The organism is Shewanella sp. SR43-4 (assembly GCF_014163845.1).
Lineage (GTDB): Bacteria > Pseudomonadota > Gammaproteobacteria > Enterobacterales > Shewanellaceae > Shewanella > Shewanella vesiculosa.
Map to the genome: position 1 here is coordinate 126,810 of NZ_JACJEB010000008.1, position 23,929 is coordinate 150,738.

At 41.9% G+C, this 23,929-nt stretch carries 24 protein-coding genes; all 24 read left to right on the forward strand.

The window, feature by feature from the left end; translation table 11 throughout:
- On the forward strand, nt 1-267 hold a 267-nt coding region (locus H5123_RS20650), incomplete at its 5' end, for a flagellin (protein WP_259395648.1).
- A gap of 185 nt (nt 268-452) precedes the next feature.
- Entirely contained in the window at nt 453-881 is a 429-nt protein-coding gene (locus H5123_RS11130) for a flagellar protein FlaG (RefSeq protein WP_182698007.1), read from the forward strand.
- A gap of 82 nt (nt 882-963) precedes the next feature.
- Complete coding sequence (gene fliD, locus H5123_RS11135) at nt 964-2,331, forward strand: flagellar filament capping protein FliD (protein WP_182698008.1); 1,368 nt, start codon at nt 964-966, stop codon at nt 2,329-2,331.
- A gap of 92 nt (nt 2,332-2,423) precedes the next feature.
- Nucleotides 2,424-2,756 carry a flagella biosynthesis chaperone for FliD, FliT gene (locus tag H5123_RS11140; RefSeq protein WP_182698009.1) on the forward strand — a complete coding sequence of 111 codons (333 nt, stop codon included), beginning with the start codon at nt 2,424-2,426 and terminating at the stop codon, nt 2,754-2,756.
- Nucleotides 2,757-2,764: 8 nt separating this feature from the next.
- Nucleotides 2,765-3,169: a flagellar export chaperone FliS gene (gene fliS, locus H5123_RS11145; protein WP_182698010.1), complete on the forward strand. Its 405-nt coding sequence runs from the start codon at nt 2,765-2,767 to the stop codon at nt 3,167-3,169.
- Nucleotides 3,170-3,637: 468 nt separating this feature from the next.
- Complete coding sequence (locus tag H5123_RS11150; protein WP_182698011.1) at nt 3,638-5,068, forward strand: sigma-54-dependent Fis family transcriptional regulator; 1,431 nt, start codon at nt 3,638-3,640, stop codon at nt 5,066-5,068.
- A gap of 169 nt (nt 5,069-5,237) precedes the next feature.
- Nucleotides 5,238-6,458 (forward strand): HAMP domain-containing sensor histidine kinase, encoded by a 1,221-nt coding sequence (locus H5123_RS11155; RefSeq protein WP_310736136.1) that lies wholly within the window; start codon nt 5,238-5,240, stop codon nt 6,456-6,458.
- Complete coding sequence (locus H5123_RS11160) at nt 6,451-7,800, forward strand: sigma-54 dependent transcriptional regulator (protein ID WP_182698012.1); 1,350 nt, start codon at nt 6,451-6,453, stop codon at nt 7,798-7,800. The genes H5123_RS11155 and H5123_RS11160 overlap by 8 nt, the downstream gene beginning before the upstream one ends.
- A gap of 243 nt (nt 7,801-8,043) precedes the next feature.
- Nucleotides 8,044-8,385, forward strand: coding sequence for a flagellar hook-basal body complex protein FliE (fliE, locus tag H5123_RS11165; RefSeq protein ID WP_124016924.1), 342 nt, complete (start codon nt 8,044-8,046; stop codon nt 8,383-8,385).
- A 71-nt stretch (nt 8,386-8,456) separates the two neighbouring features.
- The gene (gene fliF / locus H5123_RS11170) at nt 8,457-10,136 is read left to right on the forward strand and encodes a flagellar basal-body MS-ring/collar protein FliF (RefSeq protein ID WP_165870119.1); all 1,680 of its coding nucleotides are present in this window, start codon (nt 8,457-8,459) and stop codon (nt 10,134-10,136) included.
- Complete coding sequence (gene fliG / locus H5123_RS11175; protein ID WP_124016926.1) at nt 10,129-11,175, forward strand: flagellar motor switch protein FliG; 1,047 nt, start codon at nt 10,129-10,131, stop codon at nt 11,173-11,175. The genes fliF and fliG overlap by 8 nt, the downstream gene beginning before the upstream one ends.
- 136 nt (nt 11,176-11,311) lie before the next feature.
- On the forward strand, nt 11,312-12,490 hold the full coding sequence (gene fliH / locus H5123_RS11180) for a flagellar assembly protein FliH (protein WP_182698013.1): 1,179 nt from the start codon (nt 11,312-11,314) through the stop codon (nt 12,488-12,490).
- A complete protein-coding gene (gene fliI, locus H5123_RS11185) occupies nt 12,471-13,811 on the forward strand; it encodes a flagellar protein export ATPase FliI (RefSeq protein ID WP_124016928.1) in 1,341 nt (446 codons plus the stop codon). The genes fliH and fliI overlap by 20 nt, the downstream gene beginning before the upstream one ends.
- 5 nt (nt 13,812-13,816) lie before the next feature.
- Nucleotides 13,817-14,269: a flagellar export protein FliJ gene (fliJ, locus tag H5123_RS11190; protein ID WP_124016929.1), complete on the forward strand. Its 453-nt coding sequence runs from the start codon at nt 13,817-13,819 to the stop codon at nt 14,267-14,269.
- A gap of 295 nt (nt 14,270-14,564) precedes the next feature.
- Nucleotides 14,565-16,124 carry a flagellar hook-length control protein FliK gene (locus tag H5123_RS11195; RefSeq protein WP_182698014.1) on the forward strand — a complete coding sequence of 520 codons (1,560 nt, stop codon included), beginning with the start codon at nt 14,565-14,567 and terminating at the stop codon, nt 16,122-16,124.
- A 90-nt stretch (nt 16,125-16,214) separates the two neighbouring features.
- Complete coding sequence (gene fliL, locus H5123_RS11200) at nt 16,215-16,739, forward strand: flagellar basal body-associated protein FliL (RefSeq protein ID WP_404948309.1); 525 nt, start codon at nt 16,215-16,217, stop codon at nt 16,737-16,739.
- 29 nt (nt 16,740-16,768) lie between these two features.
- On the forward strand, nt 16,769-17,797 hold the full coding sequence (fliM, locus tag H5123_RS11205; protein WP_182698016.1) for a flagellar motor switch protein FliM: 1,029 nt from the start codon (nt 16,769-16,771) through the stop codon (nt 17,795-17,797).
- A 10-nt stretch (nt 17,798-17,807) separates the two neighbouring features.
- The gene (fliN, locus tag H5123_RS11210; protein WP_124016933.1) at nt 17,808-18,191 is read left to right on the forward strand and encodes a flagellar motor switch protein FliN; all 384 of its coding nucleotides are present in this window, start codon (nt 17,808-17,810) and stop codon (nt 18,189-18,191) included.
- Nucleotides 18,192-18,276: 85 nt separating this feature from the next.
- On the forward strand, nt 18,277-18,678 hold the full coding sequence (gene fliO / locus H5123_RS11215; RefSeq protein ID WP_371697198.1) for a flagellar biosynthetic protein FliO: 402 nt from the start codon (nt 18,277-18,279) through the stop codon (nt 18,676-18,678).
- Nucleotides 18,678-19,439, forward strand: coding sequence for a flagellar type III secretion system pore protein FliP (gene fliP, locus H5123_RS11220; RefSeq protein ID WP_182698017.1), 762 nt, complete (start codon nt 18,678-18,680; stop codon nt 19,437-19,439). The genes fliO and fliP overlap by 1 nt, the downstream gene beginning before the upstream one ends.
- A gap of 12 nt (nt 19,440-19,451) precedes the next feature.
- Nucleotides 19,452-19,721, forward strand: coding sequence for a flagellar biosynthesis protein FliQ (gene fliQ / locus H5123_RS11225; RefSeq protein ID WP_182698018.1), 270 nt, complete (start codon nt 19,452-19,454; stop codon nt 19,719-19,721).
- 3 nt (nt 19,722-19,724) lie between these two features.
- Nucleotides 19,725-20,528, forward strand: coding sequence for a flagellar biosynthetic protein FliR (fliR, locus tag H5123_RS11230; protein ID WP_182698019.1), 804 nt, complete (start codon nt 19,725-19,727; stop codon nt 20,526-20,528).
- A 9-nt stretch (nt 20,529-20,537) separates the two neighbouring features.
- Nucleotides 20,538-21,671, forward strand: a complete 1,134-nt coding sequence (flhB, locus tag H5123_RS11235; RefSeq protein WP_182698020.1) for a flagellar biosynthesis protein FlhB — start codon at nt 20,538-20,540, stop codon at nt 21,669-21,671.
- A gap of 137 nt (nt 21,672-21,808) precedes the next feature.
- Nucleotides 21,809-23,908, forward strand: a complete 2,100-nt coding sequence (gene flhA, locus H5123_RS11240) for a flagellar biosynthesis protein FlhA (protein ID WP_124016938.1) — start codon at nt 21,809-21,811, stop codon at nt 23,906-23,908.
- The last annotated feature ends 21 nt before the right edge of the window (nt 23,909-23,929 follow it).

Here is a 23,929-nt window from a genome sequence, read left to right on the forward strand (position 1 = left end):
GATGCACTGGCTATTATCGATTCAGCGATTGCTGGTATCGATAGTCAACGTGCTGACTTAGGTGCAGTACAAAACCGCATGAACTTTACTATCAGTAACTTAAGTAACGTACAATCAAACGTAACCGATGCGCGTAGTCGTATTCAAGATGTGGATTTTGCGTCTGAAACAGCGCAGTTAACTAAGCAGCAGATTTTGTCTCAGACGTCTTCTGCGATGTTGGCTCAAGCTAATCAGATCCCTCAGACTGCGCTTTCACTACTATAGTAGTGATCGACTAAGTTAAGGTAACAGATAGGGAGGATCGCTTGCGATACTCCCTTTTATGTTTTAAAAACCAACAAAGTAAAATATTTATTCCAATTAGTCTGATTGAGTACATCAATCTTTAGGCGATAGACGTAAACTGGTGTGAAATTTGCTTTGTTTTATTCGGTCAGTTGAGGTGTATCATGGATGTGAATGTAACAGCATCAAACAGTAATCTGCATAAAGACGGTTTGACCCACTCAGTTAACAGGCCCGTCGATAGACAGGTGGGAAACCAGTTTGATAAGCAGCCTAATGTTGTTAACGCAGCAGTTTCGAGTGACGGTATTCAAAAAGCCGCCGATAGTGTCCGCACCACAGAGCAAGTGAATGCGACGACTCAAGTGGATGCAGAAGAGCTTAATAAAGCGGTAAATGATATTACTGAAAGCATGAGCATGATGCAAAAAGGTTTAGCTTTTAAAGTGGATGAAGACTTAGGTATTCAAGTGGTAAAAGTGATTGATGTCACTACAGGTGAACTTATTAGGCAAATGCCAAATGAAGAGGCTTTAGAAATTGCCAAAAAGTTAAACGAGGTCACCGGTTTGTTGATGAAAACCGAAGTTTAGTTCTTTTGTGTGGTAAGTGCTTAGCTGTTTGACTCAGTATTATGTTAGTTAGTTTTTAACACTATAAATTGCAGAGGTTATTATGGGATTAACATCAGTAGGTATTGGCTCAGGCATCGACATCGGCGGCATTGTAACTGCTTTGGTAAACGCCGAAAGCGCCGGTAAGATAGCCAAGTTTGACGCTAATGAAGGTAACATAACTGCACAAATATCTGGTATTGGCTCATTAAAAAGTGCCATGTCGGAATTTAATACTAAATTGACCGCATTAACTGAATCAACTACTTTTGGGAGTCAAAAAGTCGCAACATCGACGAAAGATTACCTATCTGCAACAGTTGATAAAACGGCTGTCTCTGGTAGCTACCAAGTAAAGGTTGAGCAACTTGCTCAAAGTCAAAAAGTCGGTTCTGCAGTGGTGGCGGATAATGCCACTGCAATTGGTACTGGCTCATTATCAATAGCTGTTGGCAGTGGTGATGGTTTTAGTGTCGATGTTGAAGGCACTGATACACTGACTGAAATCATGAATAAAATTAATAGTTCAGACAATAACAGTGACGTTACCGCAACGATTATTAACGGTGAGTTAGGGCCGCAGTTAGTCCTTAGCTCTAAAAATACTGGTTTAGACAATACCATTAGCGTTACCGCTATTGATACTGATGGCAATACTGGCTTGGCTGATACGTTTGCCATGACAGAAGTGACTCCCGCTAAAAATGCCATTGCTTACATTGATGGTGTTAAAGTGGTGTCGCAAAAAAACAGTATTAGTGAAGCGATTACCGGTGTTTCGTTAACATTAACCGCTGCTGATATTGATAAAACTACTACTTTAACAGTCAGTAAGGATACTGCAAAAACTAAAACAGCAATTGAAGGGTTTGTTGAAGCCTACAATACTGTGATGACAACCATAAAAGATTTAACGAGTTATGATGCTAGTACCGAAAAAGCGGGTATTTTACAAGGTGATGCATTACCACGAAGTATTCAAAGCCAAGTGCGCAATATGTTATCAAGTCAGTACAGCACATCTGATGGCGATAAAATGCTGGCTACCTTGGGCGTGACGACAACTCGCGAAGGGTTACTTGAGATTGACGCCACTAAATTAACTGACGTTATCAGTAACGATAAAGGTGCTATTGCTGAGATGTTTAGCGCTGAAAATAATGGTCTAGCAAGTAAAATGTCTTCGCTGTTAGATAGTTACATTAAATCTGGCGGTATAATGGATAGCCGTGACTCTTCTTTAGATGAACAACTCAGTCGTATAGCCGATAGCCGTGAGCAACTTAATACCCGTATGGCCGCATACAGTGACCGTTTATACAAGCAATATAATGCGATGGACTTAGTGGTCGCGAGTTTAAACAGTAGCGCTAGTGATTTACAGTCCCGCTTAGACTCCTTACCAGGTGTTGTTAGGAATAATAATTAATGATTAAGTAAGCTATAAACATAGAACAAGCAGTTTTTTTGACTATCATGGTCTTGCTACAGATATGTTAAGTTTTACATAAGAGGTTTAGTTTGGATTACTCCCTGACTGAAATTAATGGTATCAACAGTAAGTTAATGTTTATTATTGATAAAATAGAAAAGTCTAAACCTGAGGATGAAGTTGTTTCAGATTTGGTATCAGAATTGCATTTACTTACTGAGACGCGTCAAAAGTTATTGCATGCCTTAGTGTCTGATGCAAATTTTACTGACAGAGAAATACTGGAGCAGCAGTTTGATTTGACTCAGACATTGATAAAGCAAAGTCGAAAAATAATGGATTTTAGACAATCGTTGTTGCAGGCTGGCAATACCACAAAACGCCAAATTAATGTGTATAAAGCAATCGATTCAAATAGGTAGGTGTAAATATGCGCGGTTCAATGCAATCATATCGTAAAGTGTCAGTAGACAGTAATATGGCTGTGGCGACACCACACCGTATTATCCAAATGTTATTAGCAGGCGCATTAGAACGCTTAGCTCAAGCTAAATTAGCTATAGGGAACGGTGACATAGCCAACAGAGGCGTGTTAATTGGCAAAGCTATCGGGATTGTTAATGGTTTAAATGGCAGCTTGAATATGGATGCAGGTGCTGATGTTGCCGCTAATTTGACTCAGTTATACGACTACATGTTGCGTAGAATGTCTGAAGCTAATATTAATAACGACCCACAAGCGATTGACGACGTGGTGTCGATTTTAAAAACCATTAAAGAAGGCTGGGATGCTATTCCACAGGATATGCACGAGTTAACTTCTGAAGTGAGTTAATCCTTACAGTGTTCTGTATTTCAACTAAAAAGACGCTTCGCGTCTTTTTTTATTTCTATTAGTCTTCAATTCATTACATGAAATTCATGTATCTAATTCATCATTTTTCATCTATTTACTGCCGTGAGATGATGCTATGGCGAGTCTATATTTAACCTCTCAGTTAAAACGAAACTTGGTTCATTAGATTTTTCGAATAAAAAAACAGCATATTGCTATTAAAATGTGGCTCAATGTAGATAAAATGTAACTGGTGCTTGCTTATGGTGAGCTGATAATACAATATTTATCCCTAAGTTCGTTTTTCTACCCAGAATTTTGCGGATTTACGATCATGTTTTAGGAATAATGCTAGAATACTGTCAGTGTTGTCAGCTGTTATGGCTGCAATATACTTTGGTTTTTGTTGCTGTGTGCGACGCAACCATTCCGAATAAATACCTATAACAAGAGCTTTTGGCCTTCTGAATGATGCAAATAGAACAACGAATTTTAATTGTCGGTACCCCATCAGAGCGCGTGACCCGTTTGTGCTGTATTTTAGAATTCTTAGGCGAGCAATGTGACATTGTTTCTAATGAATCTTTAGCAGCCTTAGTCGAGCTTTCTCGGTACCGAGCAGTTGTCATTGTGAATGAAAATATCGATGTCGATAGTATTAAAAATATTATCGCTGCAGCTCCTTGGCAACCCATACTCTTGCTGGGTGATATTGATATTCATCTATCAAATGTGCTTGGGCTGATCGAAGAACCGATAAATTATCCGCAACTTACTGAGTTATTGCATTTTTGCCAAGTGTTTGGTCAAGCAAAACGCGAGCATACCTTAACAAACGGTAATCAGACTAAGTTATTCAGAAGCCTAGTGGGGCGCAGTGAAGGTATTGCTAACGTTAGACACTTGATTAGTCAAGTATCTAGTTCTGATGCAACTGTATTAGTGTTGGGGCAATCTGGCACAGGTAAGGAAGTGGTTGCACGTAATATTCATTATTTGTCTGAACGACGTGATGGCCCATTTATTCCTGTTAACTGTGGTGCGATTCCTGCTGAGTTACTTGAAAGTGAGTTATTTGGCCATGAGAAGGGCTCTTTTACCGGGGCAATATCTGCACGTAAAGGTCGTTTTGAAATGGCTGAAGGCGGTACGCTATTTCTCGATGAGATCGGTGACATGCCATTGCAGATGCAAGTTAAGTTGTTGCGTGTATTGCAAGAAAAGGTTTTTGAGCGTGTTGGTGGCAGTAAAACGATTGCCACAGATGTACGTATTGTGGCTGCTACGCATCGCGACCTTGAAACCATGATTGTAGATAATGAATTTCGTGAAGATTTGTTTTATCGATTAAATGTGTTCCCAATCGAAATGCCGGCGTTAAGTGAGCGACGTGATGATGTGCCGTTACTGCTGCACGAACTCGTTAACCGAGTGTTTAATGAAGGCCGCGGTAAGGTTCGCTTTACTCAACGAGCCATTGAATCATTAAAAGAGCATCCTTGGTCCGGTAATGTGCGTGAATTATCAAACTTAATTGAGCGCTTAACGATTTTGTACCCAGGCGGACTGGTTGATGTCAACGATTTACCGCATAAGTATCGTTATATTGATGTGCCAGAATATTGTATTGAAGTCAGTGAAGAACAGCTAGAACGTGATGCGTTAGCGTCGATATTCAGTGATGAAGAGCCTGTCGAAATACCCGAAACTCGCTTTCCAAGTGAATTACCGCCGGAAGGGGTTAATTTAAAAGACTTACTGGCCGAATTAGAAATCGACATGATCCGTCAGGCACTCGAACAGCAAGATAATGTTGTCGCAAGAGCGGCTGAGATGCTGGGTATTCGCCGTACCACATTAGTCGAAAAAATGCGTAAATATGGTTTAAGTAAAGAATAATTAAACTGTAATTAATTGATATTGTAATGAAAACACACTAAAAGTGTGTTTTTTCGTTTGCGTAGCTTGCTGAGGAACCGTGCACCGATGTTTCAGCTACGACAAAATAATTGCTTGGCACGGTAAATGCATTGGGTTAGTCAAATGTTATTCTTTTGACGGAGCGACCATGTATTCAGCACGAGCGTTAACCCAGACAGACGATTCATACTTTGAATTATCTGCGTCAGCTTCGTCTTTCGCTATCACTGATGCGGAAACACCAACGTCTGCAATTGACGTGAATTCAAATGTACAAAGTCATACCAATCAGGGACGTGTTCACTCAAGCTCATTCATTGCCACAGGCATAGCAACGTCTCTCGTCAGTTCATATTCCAGTAAGGCCGCCAATATGTCGAATCAAATGGCGCATATTCTTCAAGCTATGCCATCTGGCGTGGTGATCATTGATGGTGATGGTGTTGTGACGTTAGCTAATCCGGTTGCAACAGAGCTATTAGGCCGACCTCTACAAGGATTACGTTGGTTTGAGATTATTCATCGTGCTTTTGCACCTCAAGATGATGATGGACACGAAGTGTCGCTAAAAAATGGTCGACGGGTAAAGTTGGCTATTACACCGTTAGCCCCAGAACCTGGGCAGTTAATTGTGTTAACTGATCTTACCGAAACCCGTTTACTGCAGAAAAACCTATCTCATTTACAACGTTTATCGGCGTTAGGGAAAATGGTGGCCACGTTAGCACATCAGGTACGCACACCATTATCTGCAGCGCTTCTGTACGCTTCTAATCTTGCTAGTCCTAAATTAACCGATTCTGCACGGTCGAAGTTTCAATCTAAGTTGGTTGACCGACTCAATGAACTCGAGCGTCAAGTAAATGACATGTTACTTATGGCTAGAGGACGCCAAGATGGAATGGCTGAATCTGTTTCAATGGATGAGATAATCAGCCAAGTGATGGCCAGTTGCGAACCGATTGCAGATAAAAAACATTGTCAGCTGGTTGTTGAAGATACTTCACATTCATTAATGCTTGCCAATGCGAATGCGCTCAGTTCTGCGGTAAATAATTTAGTGATGAACAGTATTGAAGCTGGGGCCACAAAAATAAAAGTCAGCGCCAGTGAAACGCCTGATGGTCTATTATTGGATGTTATTGACAATGGCAAAGGGCTTGAACCGTCAATGCAGCAACAAATACTTGAGCCGTTTTTTACAACAAAGAGTCAAGGTACAGGTTTAGGCTTAGCGGTTGTGCAGTCGGTAGTACGAAACCATGGTGGACAGATACAGTTGTCGTGTAAACCCGGTATGGGTTGCCATATTCGTTTGAGCTTTCCGCACATTAACAAAATGAGTGATCAGGAGGTGGCGCGTGGCTGAAGCAAATATTCTATTAGTTGAAGATGATGCTGATTTACGTGAAGCATTGCTTGATACACTGATGCTTGCCCATTACGACTGTGTTGATGTTGGCAGTGCTGAAGAGGCTATATTGGCCTTAAAAGTAAACCACTTTGATATGGTGATTAGCGATGTGCAGATGGATGGCATCGGTGGTATGGGCTTGCTGAGTTATTTACAACAACATCAGCCTAAAGTGCCGGTATTATTAATGACCGCATATGCCACGATTAACAGTGCTGTTAGTGCAATGAAATTAGGCGCAGTAGATTATCTTGCTAAGCCTTTTGCACCAGAAGTGTTATTAAATCAGGTATCTCGCTATTTGCCTTTAAAACAAAATCACGACAATCCCGTGGTTGCTGATGAGAAAAGTTTAGCATTGTTGGCGCTGGCTCAGCGCGTTGCGGTGTCAGATGCTTCGGTCATGATCATGGGCCCGAGTGGTTCAGGTAAAGAAGTGCTGGCACGTTATATTCACCAGCATAGCCAACGTAATGAACAGCCATTTATTGCGATTAATTGTGCGGCAATACCAGAAAACATGTTGGAAGCCACCTTGTTTGGTTACGAAAAAGGTGCATTTACTGGTGCTTATCAAGCTTGTCCAGGCAAGTTCGAACAAGCTCAGGGCGGCACCATATTGCTTGACGAGATTTCTGAGATGGAGCTCGGCTTACAAGCAAAATTATTGCGGGTATTACAAGAGCGCGAAGTAGAGCGTTTAGGTGGCCGTAAAACCATAAAATTAGATGTGAGAGTTCTCGCAACTTCAAACCGCGATTTGAAATCGTTGGCGACGTCTGGCGAATTCAGAGAAGATTTATATTACCGCATTAACGTATTTCCACTGACGTGGCCAGCACTAAACCAACGTCCTGCGGATATTCTTCCGTTAGCACGTCATTTATTGGCGAAGCATGCTAAAGCATTGAATATGACGTCTGTGCCTAAACTTGATGATGCGGCAACTCGACGGTTACTGACTCATCGCTGGCCGGGTAATGTGCGAGAGTTAGACAATGTTATTCAACGCGCCTTGATATTACGAGTAAATGATGAGATTGGTGTCAATGATATTATTATCGACTCTGCTGATGTGAAGTTAGTTGCCACAGAATATGCAGAGATAGAGCAGTCTATTGAAGTAGATGGTTTAGGTGACGAATTAAAGGCCCAAGAACATGTGATTATTTTAGAAACCTTGAATCAGTGTCAGGGGAGTCGAAAAAAGGTCGCTGAAAAACTCGGTATAAGTGCTCGAACATTACGTTATAAGATGGCCAAAATGCGTGATATGGGCATTCAACTTCCTGCTTAGCGTTATCTGTAATTGGTTAATTAACCTTATGATTTATAGTCTAATTAACTTTGCTTATTTATTGCTAACATCTGTCAAGATGCAATAAGTAACCTGTCCTATCTAATGGTACGGTTACTTTTGCTCTGTTTCCCGCCATTTTATCTACTCATATTATATTTCTTCTAATATTGGCATCTAAATTGCTTTAACTCTTTATTAGTTATTATTGTCGTCAAAAAGTCGACGAAAGGGAGTTACATCATGCAGATTAGCGCAAATCCATTAATGCAAGAAATGCAGTCACTTCGTGGCGAAATAGCCCCTTCGATTGGCTCATCTATTCGACCTAATCTTACTCAGCAAGTGAATAACACTACAGGCGTCGATTTCAGTCAGTTATTGTCTCAGGCTGTGGGCACTGTCAATGAGTTACAACAAAACTCGTCCAATTTAGCCACTCGTTTAGACATGGGCGATACGACGGTTACTCTTTCTGATACGGTTATTGCGCGTGAGAAAGCCGGTGTTGCCTTTGAAGCAACGGTGCAGGTACGTAATAAACTCGTTGAAGCATATAAAGAAATTATGAGTATGCCTGTTTAGCTGCAGATAGCGTTAAGCACTAAATAATATAACAACATTAGATATAGCAGGTACGTATTGTGAGCACAGACATGATGGTAGGTTCAGATTCAACAGTTGATGGCGGCGTCCAGCAAGAGAATAAATCTGGGCTGCTTGGCGGCATCGGTGGTGCAGATATGATGCGCCAAGTGATCATGATTTTGGCACTAGCGATATGCCTAGCGCTCGCTGTGTTTGTGATGATGTGGGCACAAGAGCCAGATTATCGACCACTTGGTAAAATGGAAACAGCTGAGATGATCCAAGTCTTAGATGTGCTTGATAAAAACCAAATCGAGTATCAAATCAACGTCGATGTGGTGAAAGTACCTGAAGATAAATATCAAGAAGTAAAGTTACTGCTTAGCCGTGCGGGGATTCAAAGTAGCACTCAAGCTAACGATTATTTAAGCCAAGACAGTGGTTTTGGTGTTAGCCAACGTATGGAACAAGCGCGCTTAAAACAAAGCCAAGAACAAAACCTAGCCAGAGCTATTGAAGAATTAAAAAGTATTAGCCGTGCTAAAGTTATTTTAGCGTTACCCAAAGAAAATGTTTTTGCCCGCAATGCTTCTAAGCCAAGTGCTACAGTAGTGGTGAGTGTGCGCCGTGGTGGTTTAGGCCAAGAAGAGATTGATGCGATTGTTGATATTGTTGGTTCGGCTGTTCAAGGGTTAGAGCCTTCTCGTGTAACGGTAACTGACTCCAATGGGCGTTTGCTGAATTCAGGTAGCCAAGATGGTACCTCAGCAAGAGCACGTCGTGAGCAAGAGCTCGTGCAGCAACAAGAAGCTGAATACCGTAAAAAAATTGACTCAATCCTAATGCCAATCTTAGGCCCAGAGAACTTTACTTCTCAGGTTGATGTTAATATGAACTTTACTGCAGTAGAACAAACCGCAAAACGTTTTTCACCAGATTTACCGGCTATTAGAAGTGAAATGACCATTGAACGTAACTCAACGGGTGGAAGTTCTGGTGGTATTCCTGGTGCGCTAAGTAATCAACCGCCGATGGAGTCGGATATTCCGCAAGTTGCAGGTGAAGCGACAGCTTCAACCGTATCTGGCGATTCCTCAAAAGAAGCGACTCGTAATTATGAATTAGATACAACTATCAGCCATACTCGTCAGCAAATTGGTGTGGTACGCCGTGTGAGTGTGTCAGTAGCGATTAACTTTAAACCAGGACAAGTAGACGAAAATGGCCAGGTCACTCGTGTGGCGAGAACTGAGCAAGAGTTAACTAATATTCGTCGTTTACTCGAGGGCGCTGTTGGGTTTAGTACCCAGCGTGGTGATGCTCTTGAAGTGGTAACTGTTCCCTTTATGGATCAGCTAATTGAAGAGTTACCTGAACCTGATATGTGGGAACAACCATGGTTTTGGCGTGCAATTAAGCTAGCATTAGGTGCGATTGTTATTTTAGTGCTTATCTTGGCTGTGGTTCGTCCTATGCTTAAGAAGCTAACCAATCCTAATGGGATCAACATGCCAGATGATGTTCGTCCTGGACATGAGTTAGCAGAAATTGAAGATCAGTATGCAGCAGATACCTTAGGTATGCTCAATACTAAAGAGGCGGAATACAGTTATGCTGATGATGGCTCAATTCATATACCTAATTTGCATAAAGATGATGATATGATTAAAGCAATTAGAGCGTTAGTGGCTAACGAGCCTGAACTTTCCACTCAAGTAGTTAAAAACTGGTTACAAGACAATGGCTAAAGACAAAGTAGAAAAAGCAGAGAAATCAACGGCATTTGACCCAGATTTAGTTACTGGTGTTGAGAAAACAGCCATTTTGTTGCTCAGTTTGAGTGAAGCGGATGCTGCGTCAATTTTGAAACACTTAGAGCCTAAGCAGGTACAAAAAGTGGGTATGGCGATGGCGGCGATGGATGACTTTGGTCAAGAAAAAGTCATTGGGGTTCACAAGCTATTTTTAGATGATATTCAAAAATTCTCTTCAATTGGTTTTAACAGTGAAGAATTCGTCCGTAAAGCGTTAACCGCGGCATTGGGTGCAGATAAAGCTGGTAACTTAATTGAACAAATTATTATGGGCAGCGGGGCTAAGGGGCTTGATTCATTAAAGTGGATGGATGCCCGCCAAGTGGCGACCATTATTCAAAATGAACATCCTCAAATTCAAACCATTGTTTTGTCTTACTTAGAACCGGATCAAGCGGCTGAAATTTTTAGTCAGTTCCCTGAAAATACTCGTTTAGATTTAATGATGCGTATTGCCAATCTTGAAGAAGTTCAGCCAGCAGCATTGCAAGAGCTAAACGACATCATGGAAAAACAATTTGCGGGTCAAGGTGGTGCGCAAGCAGCCAAAATGGGCGGCTTGAAAGCTGCAGCCAATATTATGAACTACCTCGATACTGGTATTGAGAGCCAAATAATGGAAACTATGCGTGAGTCTGACGAAGAGATGGCGCAACAAATACAAGACATGATGTTTGTATTTGAAAACCTCATTGACGTTGATGACCGTGGTATTCAGGCATTGTTACGTGAAGTACAGCAAGATATCTTGATGAAGGCACTCAAAGGTGCTGATGAAGCTTTAAAAGAGAAAATTCTGGGGAACATGTCCAAGCGTGCTGCAGAATTACTGCGTGATGACTTAGAAGCCATGGGGCCTATTCGTATCAGTGAAGTTGAAGTAGCACAAAAAGAAATTCTGTCTATTGCCCGTCGACTCAGTGACAGTGGTGAAATTATGCTAGGCGGCGGTGGCGGTGACGAGTTCTTATAATCTTACAATTAGGTATGTCTGAAAGATATACCTAATTTACTTGCCTAATTCGTTTGTTGTCAGTAAAGCTAATACATTGTACTCCTGTTATTATTTTGTTTTGAGCCAATGTTTTCAATAACACAAGTGACCAATTATGTCTGAATCAAAAGTGCCTAAAGATGTCACCAATGCCGATAATGAGCATGAGTTTAGCCATTGGCAATTACCTGATATTACCAAAGACAGCAGTCACGATCCTTCAAATTTATTTGGTCAATTTTCTGAAGCTCATCGGCCAAACCCCATTTCTGGCCCCGAGAAGTCTATGGCGCCGCCTACGATGGCACAAATCGAAGATATTCGCGCAGCGGCAGAGCAAGAGGGGTTTGAGCAAGGTCAACAAGAAGGTCATCAACAAGGGCTGGAACAAGGGCGTTTAGAAGGATTAGAGCAAGGTCATCAGCAAGGTTTTGCTCAAGGCGAACAACAAGGTTATGAGGCTGGTCAAACTAAAGTTAATCAGTTAGTTGAGCAACTTAATCACATTATGACTCAATTTGAGTTGCCATTATCAATCGTTGATAACGAAATTGAAGCAGAATTGCTCGCCATGACAATCAGCTTAGCAAAGTCGGTAATTGGTCACGAACTAAAAACGCATCCAGAGCATATATTATCAGCGTTACGCCAAGGTGTTGACGCCCTACCATTAAAAGAACAACTGGTTAAATTACGCTTAAATCAAGCCGATGCTGAAATCGTCAGCCAATGCTATAGTGCTGAACAATTACAAAAAAATAACTGGCAAATTGATATCGATCCTACTTTATCAAATGGCGACTGTATTATTGAAAGTGTCCGCTCCTCCGTTGATTTACGCGTCGAGCAACGTATCAATCAAGTATTTAGTGAATTGGATGCTCAGTCGAATCAGATAGCTAAAAATGTACAACAACAAAAGTCTACTCATCCACAATATCAAACAACATCAGTCGATAATTTGACAGAGTATCAACAAGCCTCTGAGTCTGCTGATGGCATTGAGGCCATCGACGATCAAGCCGCTTCAGATACTGCTCCCGACCAAGATAATCAGCTCGAGACTCGACAAACAGATGTTGTTCAGAAGACCAATGCGACTGAATCTATCGCTGAAAATGTTCTAGATGGCTCAGCTGCATCACTCAATGTTGAGCATGATAAAAATGCCACTGTCGATAACGATATAACGCTCAATACAAGTGCACCAGCGGTTAGTAGCGCAGGCGATGACGATCAGCAACAGAACAAAGGTCTATCTCAAGGAAATATCGATGACCACCCGTCAACATAAACTCCTCAATAAACTGTCGGTGCATCATAAACACGTGCTACCGCTTAGACCCGTCGCTAGCGGCCAGTTAGTTAGGGTTGTTGGTTTAACCTTAGAAGCGACAGGATGTCGTGCGCCTGTGGGCAGCTTATGTTCCATTGAAACCATGGTTGGTGAGTTAGTTGCTGAGGTGGTTGGCTTTGATGACAAACTGTTGTATTTAATGCCTATTGAAGAGCTGCGAGGTGTCTTGCCTGGCGCACGGGTTCAACCCTTGGGTGAGCAATCTGGATTAAATGTCGGATTAGCATTGTTAGGTAGAGTATTAGACGGTAGCGGCGTGCCGTTAGATGGTTTGGGGCCATTGAATACGGATCAATACGCAGCCCGTCATGGTCCTTACATTAATCCATTGTCTCGACGTGCCATTACCGAACCATTAGATGTCGGTGTTCGTGCCATTAATTCGATGTTAACCGTAGGTAAAGGTCAGCGAATGGGGCTGTTTGCTGGCTCTGGGGTAGGTAAAAGTGTGCTTCTAGGCATGATGACCCGAGGTTCTAAAGCCGACATTATTGTGGTGGGATTAGTCGGCGAGCGTGGCCGCGAAGTTAAAGAATTTATTGAAGAAATTTTAGGTAAAGAAGGTCGTGCCCGCTCGGTTGTAGTGGCTGCACCGGCAGATACTTCGCCATTAATGCGTTTACGTGCTTGTGAAACATCGACTCGTATAGCCGAATATTTTCGTGATTTAGGCTACGATGTTTTATTGTTAATGGACAGCTTGACACGTTATGCCCAAGCGCAACGTGAAGTGGCGCTTGCGGTAGGAGAACCGCCAGCAACCAAAGGCTATCCACCTTCTGTGTTTGCTAAGTTACCCCGTTTGGTTGAGCGCGCCGGTAATGGCGGCGCTGGACAAGGTTCTATTACGGCTTTTTATACTGTATTGACCGAAGGTGATGATCAACAAGATCCGATTGCAGATGCTTCTCGAGCGATTTTAGACGGCCATATTGTGCTATCTCGTCAGCTTGCCGATTCGGGTCATTATCCCGCGATTGATGTGGAAGCATCAATTAGCCGTGTTGCGCCGATGGTGATAAGTGGAGAACACTTAGAGGCGATGCGTAAAGTTAAACAGATGTATTCTTTGTATCAGCAAAATCGTGACCTGATTTCAATTGGCGCGTACTCACAAGGCAGTGATCCTCGGATTGATAATGCGATACGTTTACAACCAGCAATGAATGCTTTTTTACGTCAAGGGTTTAAAGAACCTGTCTCATTTGAAGAAAGCCGAGTGATGTTGACTCAAATTGCCGCTCAATGTCAGGGATAACCTAGATGACTCGCACAGACCCATTATTAACGGTATTGAAGCTAGCGACTGCTGCCGAGGAACAAGCGGCATTGCAGCTCAAGTCGGCTCAATTTGAAAAACAAAAACGCCAAGGGCAGCTCGATGCGCTAAACAATTACCGTTTAGATTACATGAAGCAGATGGAAGGGCACACGGGCACGACATTACGTGCTAATCAGTACCATCAGTTTCATCAGTTTATTCGTCAAGTTGATAGTGCTATTACCCAACAAGTGGCAGCGGTTAAAGATGCCGAAAAACAAGTGGGTTACCGTCAAGTTCACTGGCAAGAAAAACAACAAAAACGCAAAGCGGTAGAAATGTTACTCGCTCAGAAAGCCAAAAAGGCTATGGTCGTAGAAGCAAAACGTGAACAAAAAATGTCAGATGAGTTTGCTATGCAACAATATTACCGTCAAAAATCAATTAAGTCTTAACCTCCAAATCTATCACTCGTTTTACCGCAGTCCCTTTTGATTGGTTCGCATTCAAACTCTATTTATTCTCTAAACTTTATCAACTAATATTTATTGGCACTTAAATTGCTTAATATAAATTTAAGTTTACATTGGAATAGAAATCGTCAGCGAAGCGACAGTGGAAACCTCATGATGAGGTTTGTAATGACTCTATTGATATTACCTAATATCGACATATGATTCATCGAGGTAATTTGATAGCTGTTTGTTAGACGATAATGACCTAACTTTGTTTGATTGAGTGGAGCTGATTATGCAGCAGATGAGCAATATCTTACTTGGAAATAGCAGTAAATCTGCTGATCTTAGTACAAAAGGAAATATGCAAGGTGTTGAAAATACATCATTCTTGTCTGCTTTTAATCAAGCGAGTGAATCCGAACTTGCTTCGCGGCCTACCCCCAATAGTGCACCTGTATCGTTAGACGCTGAAGTGGATCAAGTCGATGCTGCCAATGACCTTGATTTATCTACTGAAGAAAATGCTGATGTTGAATTAATTTTTGCTCAGCTTAATATGGCTGATGCATTAAATAAACGTCATTCCTCTGGCGGAAATGAATTGCCGCATGTGGATACATTAGATATTGGTTTTGACGTGATATCTTTGATCGACCCTAACAGTAGTATTATTGATGATCTGAATAGCGATAGTCAGTCAGAGATGGGGGCGTTATTCACTGATGCTATTGATTTACCCGCTGACTCTCTTTTTACCAAAGAAGCTCTTTCTCAGCTTAGCCCTGAAGATATATCCAGCTTAATGGCATTTGCCAATTTATCTGAAAAGGATTTACAAGCACTAGACATTAAGGGCTTAAGCGAGTTAATTAGTGACTTTAATTTACAAGCGCCTGTTGTTGATGAATCCATTCTTGCGATGGTGTCTACAGATATGGACAGTAGTGACGATTCCCCAAAAAGTGTCCTTAGATCTGAAGAACAAAACCAAATTGATAAATCAATTGCCGCCAGTGTCACCGCTCCAGGCCAAGCCGGCTCTGCGGGTCTTAATTCTGCGGTTGTTAAATTAGACCGCACCGTTTTTTTGGAGGCTAGCGCCACTCTTGCATCTTCTTCAGCGATATCTGCCGACCCTAAGACGATTTTAGGTGATAGCACTGGTATTGATGCCAATATTCAATCAGATACTGATAATGCTAAAATGCTGGCGAAAGCTGATTTTTCTGTGGTCCTAGATTCCCTAGCGACCAAGCGTGCATCAGGAGAACTGTCAGCCAATATAAATTCGGCTAACTTGGGTTTAGACGCAGTGAATGATATCGGTGATACCGACACCAAGGCTTTACAAAATCAGAGTAGTTTTACTCCGATACATAAAAGTGATGTACCACAATTTCAGTTATCGTTGAAACCGCAAGGCGATCATGGTGCGCAAATGCAAGAGATGATCCAGCGCTTTTCTCCGGTCATGAAGCAGCAGTTAATTACTATGGTCAGTAATGGTATTCAGCAAGCTGAAATTCGTTTAGATCCGCCGGAACTTGGGCATTTAACCGTTAAAATTCAAATTCATGGTGATCAAACCCAAGTACAGTTTCATGTTGCTCAGTCGCAAACCCGTGATATTGTTGAGCAAGCTATGCCACGATTACGCGATATGCTTGCCCAAGAAGGATTACAACTAACAGACAGTCAGGTTTCTCAAGGCGATGGCGGGCGTGATCAGCACGGACAATCTGGTGATCATGCCGCTGGAGATACGCAATTGGATGAAATTTCAGCACAAGAGCCTAGCTTGATGACAAATCCATCAAGGAGTTTACATTCTGCTATAGATTATTATGCTTAAGCAGGTAACCTATAGCACTAATATATCTTTACAAGAATAACGAGTTATTCAGTTAAGTTATAATGTTAATCACAATGTTGATTAGGAACCATAATGCCTGAACAAGAATTAGAGTTAAACGACACCCCTAACGCCGGTAAAAAAAGCAAGAAACTATTCATCTTTGGTGGCATTGGTTTAGTATTAGTTTTGCTTATTGGCGGCGGATTGTGGTTTTTTATGGGCTCGGACGAGCCTGCCGCTACCGACGTCAGTGGTGATGCATCTGCCGATCCCGCTGCGCCGATAGTCAGTTCTGAAGCAGAGTATGTCGGTATGCCAAGACCTTTTTTATTTAATTTACCTGGCGCTGACCGTGCTCGTTTAGTTGAAATAAAAGTCCAATTAATGGTGCGTGGTGAAAGTAATAGTGTATTGACCCAAAAACATATTCCTTTAATTGAAGATGCGTTATTAACGACCTTTAGTGCTGCTGATGTGCAAAAGCTTAGTACCCAAGCCGGTAAAGACGAGCTGCGCCAGTTAGCCTTGCTCAATGTTCAGAATACGCTGCAACCAATAACAGGAACTAAAGTGGTAGAGAAAGTCCTGTTTACTGGTTTTGTCATGCAATAACTAAAAGCGTTAACTGCTAAGGCGATGATGTGAGTGATTTATTAAGCCAAGATGAGATTGATGCGCTATTACATGGTGTCGATGACGATGATGATGATGACATTGTAGAAGATAGTGCTGATGCACGATCGTATGATTTCTCATCTCAAGATCGTATTGTGCGCGGTCGTATGCCAACGCTTGAAATCGTCAATGAGCGATTTGCTCGGCATTTACGCATCAGTATGTTTAACATGATGCGTCGCGCTGCAGAAGTGTCAATTAATGGCGTACAAATGCTTAAGTTTGGTGAGTATGTACATACGCTATTTGTTCCAACAAGTTTAAATATGGTGCGTTTTAGTCCACTAAAAGGCACAGCGTTAATTACCATGGAAGCAAGACTAGTCTTTATTCTCGTCGACAACTTCTTTGGTGGTGATGGCCGTTTTCATGCCAAAATTGAAGGTCGTGAATTTACTCCAACAGAACGCCGAATAGTCCAGTTACTGCTTAAAATTATTTTTGAAGATTACAAAGAAGCATGGGCGCCGGTAATGGACGTGGAGTTTGAATACCTCGATTCTGAAGTGAACCCTGCCATGGCTAACATTGTCAGTCCAACAGAAGTGGTGGTGATTAACTCATTCCACATCGAAGTCGACGGTGGGGGGGGAGACTTCCACATCACTATGCCGTATTCAATGATTGAACCAATACGTGAATTACTCGATGCCGGTGTTCAAAGTGATAAACAAGATACCGATATGCGCTGGTCGCAAGCATTACGTGATGAGATCATGGACGTGCAAGTTGGTTTTGATGTCAATGTGGTTGAGCATGAAGTGACTTTACGTGATGTGATGGGATTTAAAGCGGGTGATATTATTCCGATTGATTTGCCTGAACATATTATGATGCGAATAGAGGGCTTACCAACTTACCGCTGTAAAATGGGTAAATCACGCGATAACTTAGCATTAAAAATCAGTGAGAAAATCCCGCGGCCAGAAACGGTTAAAACAGAGCTGCAATTAGTGACTCGCAAAGGCAAGTCGCGTGATATTTCAGACTTATAAGGTGAAGTAAATGAGTACAGAAGATACTGGCGATGACTGGGCTGCAGCAATGGCTGAACAGGCTTTAGAAGAAGCGGAACATGTCGAATTAGATGAGTTAGTCGACGAGTCCAAGCCTATTTCTAAAGAAGAAGCGGCAAAATTGGATGGTATCCTAGATATTCCTGTGACCATTTCTATGGAAGTTGGAAGAAGTTTTATTAGCATTCGAAATCTACTCCAGTTGAACCAAGGCTCTGTTGTTGAGCTTGATCGCGTCGCAGGTGAGCCTCTGGATGTTATGGTTAATGGCACCTTGATTGCCCATGGGGAAGTGGTGGTCGTTAATGACAAATTTGGTATTCGTTTAACTGATGTTATTAGCCAGACTGAACGTATTAAAAAGTTAAAATAACCATTTACACTAACGAAGCAGAGATCAGTATTCATTGAGTCTTTGCTTGGTGGGTTAACTATCACAAGGAATCACAGTGGCTAATATGATACCAATGCTCGGCATCATGAGTGAGGCATTAAGCGCCCCTGCAATGTCTAGCACTTTAGCTAGTAACACCTTAGTTCGGCCCGCCGAAACCTCTAATGTTGCAACCTTAGCGAATATGGTTGGTGGATTAATTGTCGTTTTAGCGCTGATTTTCTTATTAGCGTATATTGTGAAACGTCTCAAGTTAGTCCCATCAAATGGTGGAATCATTAAAACGATTGCTGTGACGCCCATTGGACAGCGTGAAAAGGTGGTATTGGTGGAGGTCAATGGTCAGCAATATTTACTTGGCGTGACTTCGCAACAGATTAATCTTATCGATAAGTTATCTACCCCTGTCGACGTACCACTTTCCTCGTTTGCCAGTCGCCTAAAACAAGCCAAGGAACAGCAATAATGAATAAGTACATAATGGTATTGGTGTTGGCGATAGTGACGTTAGTGGCCGTTGTTCTATCACCCTCTGCACTGGCTCAAGACGGCGTGTTACCTGCATTGACGGTTACAACTGGTGCTGATGGAACCACTGAATATTCGGTAACCATGCAGATTTTATTGCTGATGACGGCAATGAGCTTTATTCCTGCCATGGTGATTATGCTCACCTCTTTTACCCGTATTATTGTGGTGTTATCGATATTAAGACAAGCTTTGGGGTTACAACAAACACCGTCGAATCAGGTATTGATTGGGATTAGCTTGTTTATGACTTTTTTTATTATGGCGCCCGTGTTTGACAAGATTTATGCTGAAGCGGTAGAGCCTTATATCAATGAAACCATGACCTTAACCCAAGCTTATGACGTTGGCAAAGAGCCAATTAAAACATTCATGCTGTCGCAAGTTCGCACCACAGACTTACAAACTTTTATTGAAATATCAGGCTATAAAGACATTCAATCTCCTGAACAAACGCCAATGAGCGTTGTTATTCCTGCATTTATTACTAGTGAGCTTAAAACGGCATTCCAAATTGGCTTTATGCTGTTTGTGCCTTTTTTGGTCTTAGACTTAGTGGTTGCCAGTATTTTAATGGCGATGGGGATGATGATGTTGTCACCAATGATTGTGTCGTTACCCTTTAAAATCATGCTGTTTGTACTGGTTGATGGTTGGGGTCTTGTGATGGGCACATTAGCGAATAGTTTCGGAATATAAGGCCTCGTATTTATGTCTCCAGAATCGCTTATTGATATCTTTCGAGAAGCACTGTCAATTATTGTATTGATTGTGTCAGCGATTATTTTGCCTGGCTTATTTATTGGTTTAATTGTGGCGGTCTTTCAAGCTGCAACTTCAATTAACGAGCAAACCTTAAGTTTTTTACCACGTTTACTCGTGACCTTATTTGCATTGATGTTTTTAGGCCACTGGCTAGTGCAAACTATGATGGATTTCTTCTATGAGATGGTCAACCTCATCCCACAGGTTATAGGTTAAGTTGTGGATATTTTGTTTGATGAAATCAGTCAAACAATTGCGGCCTATCTTTTGCCTTTTTTTCGTATTTCATCCATGTTGATGGTAATGGCTGTGTTTGGCGCAAATACTACACCCGCTCGAGTTCGGCTGATGTTATCTGTTGCGATAACTATGGCCGTTGCGCCTATGCTGCCTCCTATTGAAAATATCGAGCTAATGGCATTAGGTTCCGTTTTTGTGATTGCTCAGCAAATTTTGATCGGGGTCACTATGGGTTTTGTCACCTTAATGGTGATGCAAACTTTTGTGTTAACGGGGCAAATTATTGGTATGCAAACCAGTTTAGGTTTTGCCTCTATGGTAGATCCAGGATCCGGTGAGCAAACACCCGTAGTGAGTAACTTTTTTTTATTACTCGCCACATTAATTTTTTTAGCCGTAGATGGACATTTATTGATGTTGCGGATGTTGGTGGCCAGTTTTGAAACGATTCCAATTTCAAATCAAGGCATATCAATTGCTAATTACCGTGCCCTTGCTGATTGGGGCAGTTTCATGTTCGGCTCAGCCTTAACGATGTCGATTTCTGCGATTATTGCCTTGTTGCTAATCAATTTGTCCTTTGGTGTGATGACTCGTGCATCGCCGCAATTAAATATTTTTTCGATTGGTTTTCCGGTCACTATGGTTAGCGGTTTATTGATTTTATGGTTAACGCTAGCCCCGATCATGGCGCATTTTGATGAGGTGTGGTTAGCTGCACAGTTGCTCATGTGTGATCTGCTGCTACTTCAATGTCAAATTGATGGCTCAGTGGTTTTTTAGGGGGCATAGATGGCAGAAAATGATAGCAGTCAAGAACGCACCGAGGAACCTACAGGGAGGCGACTTGATCAAGCGCGTGAAAAAGGTCAAGTCGCCCGCTCTAAAGAGTTAGGTACTGCAGCTGTATTGCTTGCTGCATCGATAGGGTTTTCGATGACAGGACCTGCTATCGCCAAAAGTCTCTATACCATTATGAAGCAAGTTTTTTCAATGGAACGCGATCAAATTTTTGATACTAATTCCATGTTTCGGGTTTGGGGCGTTGTTGGCAATGAGCTTGCTTGGCCGTTGATCAGCTTTATTGCTTTATTGGCATTCGTGTCTTTTCTGGGGAATATTGCCTTAGGCGGTATGTCTTTTTCAGTCAAAGCCTTTATGCCAAAAGGCAGTAAAATGAACCCGATGAGTGGCTTTAAACGCATGTTTGGTACTCAAGCCTTAGTTGAACTTACAAAGGGTATCGCTAAATTTTCTGTGGTAGCGTTATCTGCATATTTCCTTCTTAGTTTTTATTTCTATGATATTTTGACTCTGTCCAGCGATCATCTTCCTGGTAATGTTTACCACGCCTTAGATTTGTTGATTTGGATGTTTATTTTACTGTGTAGCTCCATGCTATTGATTGTTGTTATTGATGTGCCATTTCAAATTTGGAATCATAACAAACAGTTAAAAATGACCAAGCAAGAAGTCAAAGATGAATATAAAGACACTGAAGGTAAGCCAGAAGTTAAAGGCCGCATAAGACAAATGCAGCAAGAGCTGGCGCAACGACGCATGATGACTGAGGTACCTAATGCTGATGTTATCGTGGTCAACCCCGAACACTATGCTGTGGCGGTTAAATACGATGTAAGCCGTTCTTCTGCCCCCTTTTTAATTGCTAAAGGGGTCGACGATGTTGCTTTTAAAATACGTGAAATTGCTCGTGAACATAATGTTGCTATTGTTTCTGCTCCACCACTTGCCCGTGCTATTTACCATACAACTAAAATAGACCAGCAAGTTCCAGAAGGCCTATTTACTGCAGTAGCACAAATACTCGCGTATGTTTTTCAGCTAAGACAATATCAAAAAGGCAAAGGTCGTCGGCCTAAACCCATTCCTATTAATCAACCCATTCCTGATGATTTAAAACATTAATCAACCCTATATCAGTCAAATAACCACGTTACTAATTATGCTATGACTAATAGTGGCTTAGTTTTTGCTTTGTAGATTTATTAGCGTCAAATAAAAACATAGTATTTCGCAATAGACTATACAAAGGGTTCCCCTCTATGGATGCAAAAGCAGCTTTCGGGCAGTTTAAACAAATAAGACCATCGACATTTAAAGGTATCGGTACACCTTTATTGGTACTTGCTGCGCTTGGGATGGTAGTTTTACCCATTCCTGCTTTTTTACTCGATATCCTATTTTCATTCAATATCGCGTTAGCATTAGTTGTGTTACTTGTTGCTATTTATTCAGACAGACCCCTTGATTTTGCTGCATTTCCGACAGTCTTACTGGTTGCTACTTTATTAAGACTCGCGCTTAACGTTGCCTCCACCCGTATTGTATTGCTCGAAGGTCATAATGGTGGTGATGCTGCGGGTAAAGTGATTGAAGCCTTTGGTTCTGTGGTTATTGGCGGAAACTATGCGGTTGGTTTAGTGGTGTTCATTATTCTTATTATCATTAACTTTGCTGTGGTAACTAAAGGTGCGGGGCGTATTGCTGAGGTGAGTGCTCGTTTTACCTTGGATGCTATGCCGGGTAAGCAAATGGCCATTGATGCTGATTTAAATGCTGGCACCTTAACCCAAGACCAGGCGCGTATTCGCCGTGCTGAAGTGACTCGTGAAGCCGATTTTTATGGTGCGATGGACGGTGCTTCAAAGTTCGTTAAAGGTGATGCTATCGCCGGTATTATGATTCTTGTCATCAATATACTCGGTGGTTTTGTGATTGGTATCGTTCAGCATGACCTGGATTTTTCTAGTGCAGTAGAAATTTATACTTTGCTGACCATCGGTGATGGCTTGGTTGCACAAATTCCCGGTTTATTATTATCAATTGCAGCCGCGTTAATGGTAACGCGTCAAAATGAATCTGGTGATATGGGCCAAATGATGTTTAGTCAGATGTTTGACAGTCATAAATCATTAGCCATTGCTGCTGGGTTACTGTTTATCATGGGTATTGTGCCTGGAATGCCTCATGTGGCATTTTTGACCTTCGCATTTATTACTGCTGGTGCAGCGTACTTTGTCTACAAGCGGAATGTTGACAAAAAACAAGCGGCACTGACACTGGCGACCAAAGGGCCAGTAGAAGCTAGAGATAAAGAACCTAAAGAGTTAAGTTGGGATGATGTGCGCCATGTTGATACTATCGGTCTGGAAGTGGGATATCGGTTAATTCCATTGGTTGATAAGTCTCAGGGTGGTGAGTTATTAGGCCGAATTAAAGGTGTGCGTAAAAAATTGTCACAAGAATTAGGTTTTTTAGTGCCAGCGGTGCATATTCGTGACAATCTAGACTTATCGCCTAATGCATATCGTATTTCCTTAATGGGTGTGGTGGTAGGTGAGGCTGAAGTTAGACATGATTGTGAGCTAGCGATCAATCCTGGTCAGGTTTACGGTAAGCTTGACGGTATTGACACCCGAGACCCCGCTTTTGGTTTAGAGGCGGTGTGGATCACACCAGAGCAACGTGAACATGCACAAACATTAGGTTATACCGTCGTCGATACCGCAACGGTTGTGGCAACGCATATTAGTCAGTTATTGAGTAATAATGCAGCCAAACTATTAGGTTATGAAGAAGTGCAGCAGTTAATGGATATGCTGAGCAAGAACTCGCCTAAATTAGTCGATGGTTTTGTACCCGATATTATGCCGTTGGGTTCGGTTGTTAAAGTCATGCAAAACTTACTTAACGAAGGTGTCTCGGTTCGTGATTTACGCACCATAGTGCAGACATTATTAGAGTACGGCACCAAGAGTAATGATACCGAAGTCTTAACTGCAGCAGTGCGTATAGCGCTAAAACGCATGATAGTACAAGAAATCTCTGGGCCTGAACTTGAAATACCTGTCATTACATTGGCGCCAGAGTTGGAACAGATGTTGCATAAGTCTATGCAGGCGACTGGCGGTGAAGGACCGAATATTGAACCCGGCCTTGCAGAACGCATGCAGCAGTCATTGTTAGATGCTGCACAGAAGCAAGAAATGGTAGGGCAACCAGCCATTTTATTGACCTCTGGTATGTTGAGGTCAACGCTGTCCAGATTTGTTAAATACACTATTCCAAATTTACGAGTGATTTCTTATCAAGAAATACCCGATGAGAAACAAATTAGAATTGTTTCTGCTGTTGGCCAATAGTGATAACGTCAGTTTATTGAG